This window comes from Coxiella endosymbiont of Ornithodoros maritimus, assembly GCF_907164965.1.
Lineage (GTDB): Bacteria > Pseudomonadota > Gammaproteobacteria > Coxiellales > Coxiellaceae > Coxiella.
Genome location: NZ_CAJRAM010000095.1, coordinates 1 through 8,787, shown reverse-complemented (window position 1 = coordinate 8,787; position 8,787 = coordinate 1). Strand labels below are relative to the sequence as shown.

Sequence of the window (8,787 nt, the reverse complement as noted above, 5' to 3'; positions counted from 1 at the left end):
TCAACCCCCATAATCAATTTGCTTCTCAACCCCTATAATCAATTGCTTCAATTAAAACAAACCTTTCCATTAATTCCGCCTGCTCAGAAGATAAATTCATCGCTTTCCTTCGTGTACGGGGAAATCTTAAAATGAGAAGGAATATTTTTGAGGTGCGCCAAGGGGATTGTTGCTAGAATTATTTTTGATGAAAACGAAAAAGGAGTTTTTATGTTATCAAGAATTAATCTATTAATTAGGAGTTTTGTTCTTTTTACTTCATTTCACTTTGGCAAATGCAGAAACGGTTGCGGTAAATATGTATCGCGTTGCAAAAACGGGGGATGGGTCTTCGGTAGGTTCGATAACCTTGACGGACGGATACTCAATATGGATACTCAATATGGTTTGTTAATAAAACCCAATTTGCGAGCCTTACTCCCAGGGAGAATTCATGGGCTCCACATTTACGTGAATCCTGATTGTAGTAACAAGGGCGAAGCAGCGGGGGTTATTTAGATCCGGCGAACACGGGCAACCAAACATAGGCCCCCCTACAATCCCAATGGCCATTTGGGCGATTTACCGGCTTTAACGGTAAAAATGGAACAGCGACCTTGCCTATTTTAGCGCCCCGCTTGAAAGTGAAAGACGTCATCGGCCATTCATTAATGATCCATGCGGGTGGTAATGATTATTCCGATCATCCGAAAGAACTGGGTGGCGGTGGTGCGCGAATTGCGTGCGGGATTGTTAAATACCCAACGTTGGAATTTTATTTTTCATGTTCGAGCATCGGAATAAAAACGATGAGTAATTTTTTAAGTCAATACGTTTGTATTGACAATATTGCTTGATAGCGCTATTCCATGGCTGGTGAAAAAGGCCGCTAAGCTGCTCCAGTTACAAATCCGAGTTTCTCCTGATGAGAAGGCAGCTGTCTAGCGAGCTGCAAAACACGCTGGCATGGGAATGTCTGAATGGATTTTGAGTCATGTTCCTCCTACAGGCGCCCGGCGTTTTAAACAATTACTCACCCAATTGAAGCGTGGTAAAGATAAGCATTTATTACTTTCTGAATTGCATGATCTCTTTCACACAGCGACTCTAAAAGAGTTTGAGCAAATGCTAGCAAATCCGTCGGGAGTTCGTCTTTTACCCTATTGGGAAAATTATGTTGCTGCAATGATTGAATATACAGCAAACCAAGAGGGCACATCACCACCAGCTTGGGTGCGAGAGATTAAACCCCTTTCTCAACCTGTCTCTTGAACCGATTTGATGAGTTTGCGTTTGTACTTATTGACCCATTCACCTCCTCCGTTTCGATATCGAAACATTTTCATTGATTCGACAGTGGGGCAGCGCGTGTAATTATGTCACAACAGTTAACGCAGCATGATATTAAGCGATTATTTGAACTATTAAATGAGGAGCTCAAGCATCAATCGCTGGAAGGGGAATTGTATTTAGTGGGGGGTAATGTACTTAGTTTATGATGCTCCTCCAGCAACTCAGGATGTCGATGCCTTATTTCAACCTGCTCAGAAACTTCGTAAAATTGCTGCCAAAGTCGGGGCCCATGTTGGAGTGAAAGCTGATTGGCTGAATGATGCTGTTAAAGGTTATTTGAGCGATCGGGGAGAATTTGATTCTTTTTTAGAATTAAGTCACCTTAGGGTATTTGTTAGCCGTCCTGATTATTTATTGGCGATAAAATGTTTAGCTTTATGAATCGGGGAGAATTTTATGATTTTGATGACTTTCGCTATTTATTACGTTATCTGAACATAACAACCTATCAAGGCGCCCTGGACATCATTACCCGTTATTATCCGCTAAAGCGTTTCCCACAAAAGACGCTTTATGCGCTTGAAGAGCTCATCCAGATGGATAGTGTCTAAGATTTGGTCTTCAATAAGCCCGCTTGAAAGTCATAGATCCATTACAACTGAAATTTGTCTACATTTCAGCAATTTTCACTGAAATTTGTATTCTTATGGAGAAATTTCAGTGAAAAACCGAGGCGCCTTTAGTTAGGACGACCCCGTGCTTGATTGAATATTCTCGACATTAGAAAACCTGGCCGCTATAAGCAGGCTGATAGGTGGGGGAGAGTTTTTCTCGTTGTTTGTTTTGTGGTTCCGTATCAAGCTGAAAAACTGAGTGTGGGTTGGAGGCATTACTCGGTGTCTTTGGTGTGCTGATGCTCTGTAATGTGTTGAAAAATGTTTCTCTCGTTTGAACAGATTCTTTGTTTATTAACGCTCCCATTACCGTAATCCAGAAGTCAATTTTTTCATTATCCCAGACATCCACCTTAGGAATAAATTTCTGAATCTGCGCTTTTAGCAGGTTAACGGATTCAAGGGGTTGTAAAGATTTAAAAATTTTTTCTTCACCTATTTTTAGGGTCAGCGCTATTAATTTTTTAGATTTTTTTAGCTAAATCATAAAGCGTCTTTTCTTCCAGGTTGAGGCTATTATTTTCTTCATTAAGAATTTTATTTTTCAATTTTATCAAGTTAATAGATATTTTTTCTATTCCAAGGGCTTTCAAACGTAGCGTTAGATCATCAATAATAGCTAAAGTTAAAAGATTACATAAAAGTGTAAAGAGAGGAGAGTCTGATTCAAAATACTCTGCATTTAAAGAATGACTTTCTGTTGAACCAAATAAATTAGCTAGGAGATAGAGCATTTTCTTGGAAATATAAAAAATAATCTAAATAAAGTGGGAACGAAGTAAAGGGCCGCGATAGGTGTGGCGATGGTTATAGCCGTTTCTGCCGTATTTCCTAAAACCAAACTTAACCCATTCGATATGGGACTCATTATCGTGCCCATTAATCCAGAGCCGGTGAGGTTCTCAAAACCTCTGTGCACCGAGGATTGTATAAACGAGTTTGTTTGTGAAGCAAGGAATGGGGTGGCGGAACCAACTAAAATGCCATAGGCTCCGACGGTCCAGGGGAGCCGATGTGATGGTTGCTGTTATTTTGGAGTTTGTTAGTGAGTATCTCTTTAGCTTTAGACCTGCTTTTGGACTTCTGCCTTTTAACTTGTTGTTCCATTTTTTTTCGTAATCTTTCCTTCATTAAGTTCCTATATCGGCTTAGTCTTTCCGTATTTAAGGATTCTAAATAAATGGATATCTTTAAATTAATGGGCTGGAGATCTTCTTCTCCAGCCATATAAATTGAACGCATTTTCTATTTCTCCCTTAACAAAACTATTAACTTTCTGCAATATTTGAAATGACTATTTTCCCAGACGCAAAGAGAGTCGAGAGGCATTTGGATTAGCTGCCTTGCCTTTCTGCTCTCGAAGAGAACTGAATAATTCAAGGTGGGAAGCGCTTTTGATAGGGCTTAACGGATGGGAGTTTTTGCTTGTTAACCCACTCGTTGACTCTATCCGTTTTATTTTCATCTGACAAAAGCGATACTCCGGAGGAGCTATCGTCAGTTTCTAGCAAAACGTTATTTACTTCCTGTTTAAAAGTTTTCATTGTTTTTATTACTCCTGCTCTTACTTTTTTTAATCGATTTTCAAAAGAATTTCTAAACAGGCAATTCTTCCTTTCTAGCGTTTTGTCTAATACCCACAACCAAGCGTGTAAAGCAGCTGTTGTCTTTACAATAGTTGGAGATTCTTCAGAATTATATGCAAAACTAGGAATGATTAGTGTATAGAGATTTATAGAGATAGATTGAGCTTTATTAGTATTAACATATTCTATTAGATGCATATGAATTTTATCGGCATCTATTTTAGCTTGTTTGACAATTATTTTTAATTTTTTTTGAATGGGTAGTTGGGACGGCAAGTGAAATGATTTATCATGGTATAGATTTTGGAATATCTTAATAAAGAAATTCAGGGTTCAGACTTAGTTTTAAGGAGGCTTTTTGAATATTTTTATTTTCAAATTCTTTTACAATATAAAAGGCAGATAATGCTGAAATTAACTCTATGATGTTTTCATTATCAATTTGATCCATATGTTCAAAGAGTTTTTCAGCATTTTTTTCTTCCAATATTCCGAAGTTATTCGACAGCATAAATAAAAAATTAATACGCTAACCGTTACGGCTGTCCCAATATCCGCCCCAGCGCTTCCCGCTATGGCTCCAACTCCCGTTATTCCAATTTCCTCCGCTTGTGCCGATTAAAGTTGAAATAGAGGTTGTTTTTTATTCAAAATCCGAACGATAGTAAGCGGATTTTTATATTCGACATCTTTTGCGATTTTCTTTTTTAGCCTACTATTAAGTGTCTCGTGATATTCAAGCGCTTTACGAGCTGTTGAAGATTTATGGTAGGTCAAATTAGTGCCTTCTTTTAATTGAGGCTCTAAGTTTTGGTATAAAATTTCTAGTAAATAATTCAAAGACTCTAAATTAATGTCAATTCCGACCTTTTGTGCTTTATCGTCGAGCTTGTCCTCTTGAGTGTAGCCAAGTTTACGATCGAGTGCTCTAGTAAAAAGAAATAAATATATTTTTAATTCTAATTCAGTCGTTTCTTGGTCAATAGGCGTATAACTTAATGTGGCAAGGGATAATTGACTAGATGCCGTTTTTATTCTATTGTCATGAAAACTACTAGTTTTTCAACTTTTTTGAAGTAATTGGGTTTTGTTATTTGGGCTACAATCAGAAGAAGGATAATTGATTTTGGGTGGCGACCTAGACATTTTTAACCTCGTAAATTTATTTTGTAATAAAAAATTTTAAATGAAGATAAATAATAAATAATTTTAATCAAATGTCAAATGTGAATAAAAAATAAATAATTTTTTATTCACATGTTAATTTATTTTAAAAATTGTTACTTGCAGAAATTTTATTTTGAAATAAATCGAATTTTGATTAAGCCCTTTCCCAAGGGAAATTGATCACGTCGTCAATACATTTTCTTTCCGATTTCATCATAATTAAACGATCCAGGCCGACGGCAACGCCGGCGCAAGGTGGCAGGCCATGAGTCAAAGCGTCGAGAAAGCGTTTTTCGATATTAATGGAAGGACGGTTTTGCTGGTTTCGCTTTTTGTTATCATTTAAAAATCGCTGTCGTTGTTCGTCGGCGTTTGTTAATTCTTCAAAGCCATTGGCGCATTCCATTCCTTGAATATAAACCTCGAATCGTAAAGCGATGTTGGGATCTTGGGGATTAATTTTTGAAAGCGCCGCTTGCGTAGCAGGAAAATGATACACGAACAAAGGCGCATCAAATCCGATTTTTGGTTCAAGGTGCTCACTAAATAAAAATTGTAATAGTGTGTTCCGATCACTGTATTCGTTAGAATTTTCGAGTGAAAATTGGTTGGCGAGTGATTGTAATTGGTGTAAGGAGGTTTGATGCGGATTAATTCCCAGATGTTTTAAAAATAATTCTTCGTAAGTAATACGCGACGCTTTTTTAGATTGAAGTATAAATTGCAATAATTCATCCATTTCATCCATTAAATCGTGACAAGAAAAGTTAGGACGGTACCATTCAAGTATTGAAAATTCAGGATTGTGCTGCGAGCCGCTTTCACCGTTACGAAAGGCTTTGCAAATTTGATAAATAGGCCCGCTTCCCGCTGACAGCAGACGTTTCATTGCATATTCAGGGGAAGTTTGAAGATAATAATTCTGTTTCTTTTTTCCGTTTAAATAAGTGGTTTGAAAGCTGTCGATATAAATATCGGTCACGGTGTGCTGCGATAAAATCGGTGTTTCCACCTCCATGACTTTTCGTTCAGCAAAAAATTGGCGAATGTTTTTTAACGATTGCGCACGCAATCGCTGGTTTTCAATCGAAGCGGTGGGTTGCCAACGGGAATGGGTCACGGGTTTACTTTGCCCGGGAAACGTATTCTCCCCGTCGCGTATCGACTTTAATAATTTCCCCTTCATTGAGAAACAAAGGAACGCGAACGACAGCACCAGTTTCCAATTTTGCACGTTTGGTGCCGCCCGTTGCGGTATCGCCGCGAACGCCGGGTTCGGTTTCTGTTACTTTAAGCTCAACAAAATTAGGAGGTTCAACAGACAAAGGAGCATCGTTCCACATGGTCACCATACAAAGGGCTTCTTCTTTAAGCCATTGCTTTGCCTCAGCTACCGCTTCTTTGGAAGCCGCGTGTTGTTCATAGTTTTCCGATGTCATGAAATGCCAAAATCTACCATCATTATATAAATATTGCATTTCGACTTCAACCACATCGGCGGCCGGCAGGGTCTCGCCCGATTTAAACGTGCGCTCCAATACCCGGCCCGTCTTTAAATTACGAAATTTTACGCGGTTAAAAGCCTGACCTTTTCCCGGTTTTACAAATTCGTTGTCGATGATGCTGCAAGGATCCCCATCGACCATTACCTTAAGCCCGCCACGAAATTCGTTCGTGCTGTAAGTTGGCATGGTTTTCTCCATGTTAACAAATATAGCAGGTTATCATAACAAAATTTCATCATGTGCAGTAAGATATCTCCATGAATCCACCCACTTCTATTTTGCGAGTCGCTGTCCCTTCGCCGCTTTGGCAAAGCTTTGATTATTTACCCCTTAATACGGAAACCCAGCCATTACAGCCTGGCATGCGCTTGAAGGTGCCTTTTGGTCGGCGAGAGACAGTCGGGATTTTACTCGATGTGGTGACTCATTCCGCGCTTCCATTGAGCAAGCTAAAACCGATCATTGAAATTATCGACAAAGTGGCCCTAATTCCACCTTCTTTACTAAGCCTGTATTGTTGGGCCAGTGATTATTATCATTATCCCGTTGGGGAAATTATTCTTGGATCTTTGCCGCGTTTATTTCGGCAAGGGAAAACAATAATCAGTGAAAAAATAGAGGAGCTCAATCAGGCTGATACCCTTTCTCTTGAGTTAAATGAATATCAACAAAATGCCGTCAATCAATTTATTGATTCAAAAGGATTTCAAACTTTTTTGCTAGCCGGCGTTACTGGCAGTGGAAAAACCGAAGTTTATTTACGTTGCATTGAAAAATTAATTCAGCGAAAGAAACAAGCCTTAATTTTAGTTCCCGAAATTGGATTAACGCCTCAGACATTAAATCGATTTCGTAAACGATTTAATGTGCCAACGGCCGTTTTACATTCCAGTTTGACCGATAAAAAACGTGCTCAAGTCTGGATGATGGCGAAAAGAGGAACGGCAAAAATTGTTATCGGCACTCGTTCCGCTATCTTCATCCCGTTGTTAAATCCGGGAATTATCATTCTCGATGAAGAACACGATACCTCGTTTAAACAACAATCGGGATTCCGCTATTCGGCGCGGGATTTAGCGGTGATGCGAGGACAATTTGAAAATATTCCCGTCGTGCTTGGATCAGCAACTCCATCATTAGAAAGTTTGTATAATGTTGAACGCCGCCGTTACCAATTACTATCTTTGCCCGGCCGAGCTGGTAAAGCAAAGTTGCCGAGTTTAACGATTGTTGATTTGCGCCAGAAAAAATTAATCGCCGGAATGAGTGAGGATTTATTAATTTCCATTAAAAAACACATTAAAAATAAAGGTCAAGTATTATTATTTTTAAACCGGCGAGGATACGCGTCGACCTTATTGTGTCACGGTTGCGGTTGGGCGATGCACTGCGAGCGTTGTGATGCTCGCTTAACACTGCATTATTTCCCAAAGCGCCTTTATTGCCACTATTGCGGCGCGGCTAAAAAACTCCCACCCACTTGCCCGCAGTGCCATCAGCAAGAATTAATCGGTGTTGGTTTAGGAACGGAACGACTCGAAGCGGCATTACAACAACGTTTTCCCAATGACGATATTGTCCGAATCGATCGCGACAGCACGCGCACAAAAAACAGCATGGAAAATAAATTAAATTTAATCCACAATCGCGAAGCCCCCATTTTAATTGGCACACAAATGATAGCAAAAGGCCATCATTTTCCTCATTTAACTTTAGTGGCGATCATTGACGCCGATAGCGGTTTATACAGCGCTGATTTTCGAGCCACTGAGCGGATGGGGCAATTACTCACTCAAGTTGCAGGCCGAGCCGGACGCGTCGATCGTCAAGGGGAAGTATTAATTCAAACCCACCAACCGAATAACCCCTTTTTAACCCTATTGCTCCAAGAAGGTTATGAAGCTTTTGCGCAAGCTTTATTAAAAGAACGTCAATTGGTACAACTACCACCCTTCACTTATTTAGCTTTATTGCGCACCGAAGCGGTCAAGCAAAGTTTACCCCTCAATTTTTTGACGAAAATAAAAGAATTGATGGTCAACGAGTTGAAAGAAGAAGTGGATTTATTAGGTCCTGTCCCAGCCGGAATGGAGCGCAAAGCGGGACGTTACCGGTATCAATTATTATTCCAATCAAAGCACCGAAAACATTTACATAGTGTTTTAAATAAATTAATTTCGTTTTTAGTAACCCAGCGAAGAAAAGTACGCTGGTCGTTAGATATCGATCCACAAGAAACAATTTAAAAAAACAAATTAGGGCCTGTTTACAATTCGCTAGGCTAAGCCAGCTAAGTAACCTAATGAAAAGTGCCCCTCCTTAAAGAGGGCGTTATAATGCGCCAACATAGAGTTTCTATTTTTAAAAAAAGGAGCAGGGCCATGAAAGATATTAAAATACTTGGTGTTGGTATTTATTGCAAAAGGGGTTTTTCAACTGTGTGGGATTGATGAGTGGGGTAAGGTGATCCACACGAGAGGGGTTAGGCGCTCAATATGTGTCCACTGTGGCAAGGCCTTAAGGTGGCTTGTGTGGTTGATAGAAGCGTGTGGAGGCGCGAACCATTGGTATCGGGTTCATGGG

Annotated in this window: 3 protein-coding genes and 6 pseudogenes; 5 read left to right on the top strand and 4 right to left on the bottom strand. The window is 39.6% G+C overall.

Annotated elements, in window-relative coordinates:
* Positions 1-210: 210 nt before the first annotated feature.
* The 3 pseudogenes from OWO34_RS08205 to OWO34_RS08195 form a co-directional block, all read left to right on the top strand.
* Positions 211-737 (top strand): annotated as a pseudogene (locus OWO34_RS08205) (superoxide dismutase family protein); the annotation flags it as partial.
* 118 nt (positions 738-855) lie between these two features.
* A pseudogene (locus OWO34_RS08200) lies at positions 856-1,353 on the top strand (type II toxin -antitoxin system TacA 1-like antitoxin).
* A gap of 2 nt (positions 1,354-1,355) precedes the next feature.
* A pseudogene (locus OWO34_RS08195) lies at positions 1,356-1,883 on the top strand (hypothetical protein).
* Positions 1,884-2,052: 169 nt separating this feature from the next.
* Here OWO34_RS08195 and OWO34_RS08190 read toward each other — a convergent pair.
* The 4 genes and pseudogenes from OWO34_RS08190 to efp form a co-directional block, all read right to left on the bottom strand.
* Positions 2,053-3,188, bottom strand: a pseudogene (locus OWO34_RS08190) (CBU_1819 family Dot/Icm T4SS effector).
* 52 nt (positions 3,189-3,240) lie between these two features.
* Positions 3,241-4,678 (bottom strand): annotated as a pseudogene (locus OWO34_RS08185) (CBU_1818 family Dot/Icm T4SS effector).
* Between the two features lie 175 nt (positions 4,679-4,853).
* A complete protein-coding gene (epmA, locus tag OWO34_RS08180; RefSeq protein WP_267257162.1) occupies positions 4,854-5,819 on the bottom strand; it encodes an elongation factor P--(R)-beta-lysine ligase in 966 nt (321 codons plus the stop codon).
* 4 nt (positions 5,820-5,823) lie between these two features.
* Positions 5,824-6,390 carry an elongation factor P gene (efp, locus tag OWO34_RS08175; RefSeq protein WP_267257163.1) on the bottom strand — a complete coding sequence of 189 codons (567 nt, stop codon included), beginning with the start codon at positions 6,388-6,390 and terminating at the stop codon, positions 5,824-5,826.
* A 71-nt stretch (positions 6,391-6,461) separates the two neighbouring features.
* Here efp and OWO34_RS08170 point away from each other — a divergent pair, with 71 nt between their 5' ends.
* Together OWO34_RS08170 and OWO34_RS08165 are read left to right on the top strand one after the other, a co-directional pair.
* Complete coding sequence (locus OWO34_RS08170) at positions 6,462-8,450, top strand: primosomal protein N' (protein WP_267257161.1); 1,989 nt, start codon at positions 6,462-6,464, stop codon at positions 8,448-8,450.
* Between the two features lie 135 nt (positions 8,451-8,585).
* Positions 8,586-8,787: pseudogene (locus OWO34_RS08165) on the top strand (IS110 family transposase); the annotation flags it as partial.

Bases quoted from the DNA above. Each gene is read 5' to 3' on its own strand.
- efp (WP_267257163.1), bottom strand. From the start codon at position 6,390: ATGCCAACTTACAGCACGAACGAATTTCGTGGCGGGCTTAAGGTAATG.
- OWO34_RS08170 (WP_267257161.1), top strand. From the start codon at position 6,462: ATGAATCCACCCACTTCTATTTTGCGAGTCGCTGTCCCTTCGCCGCTT.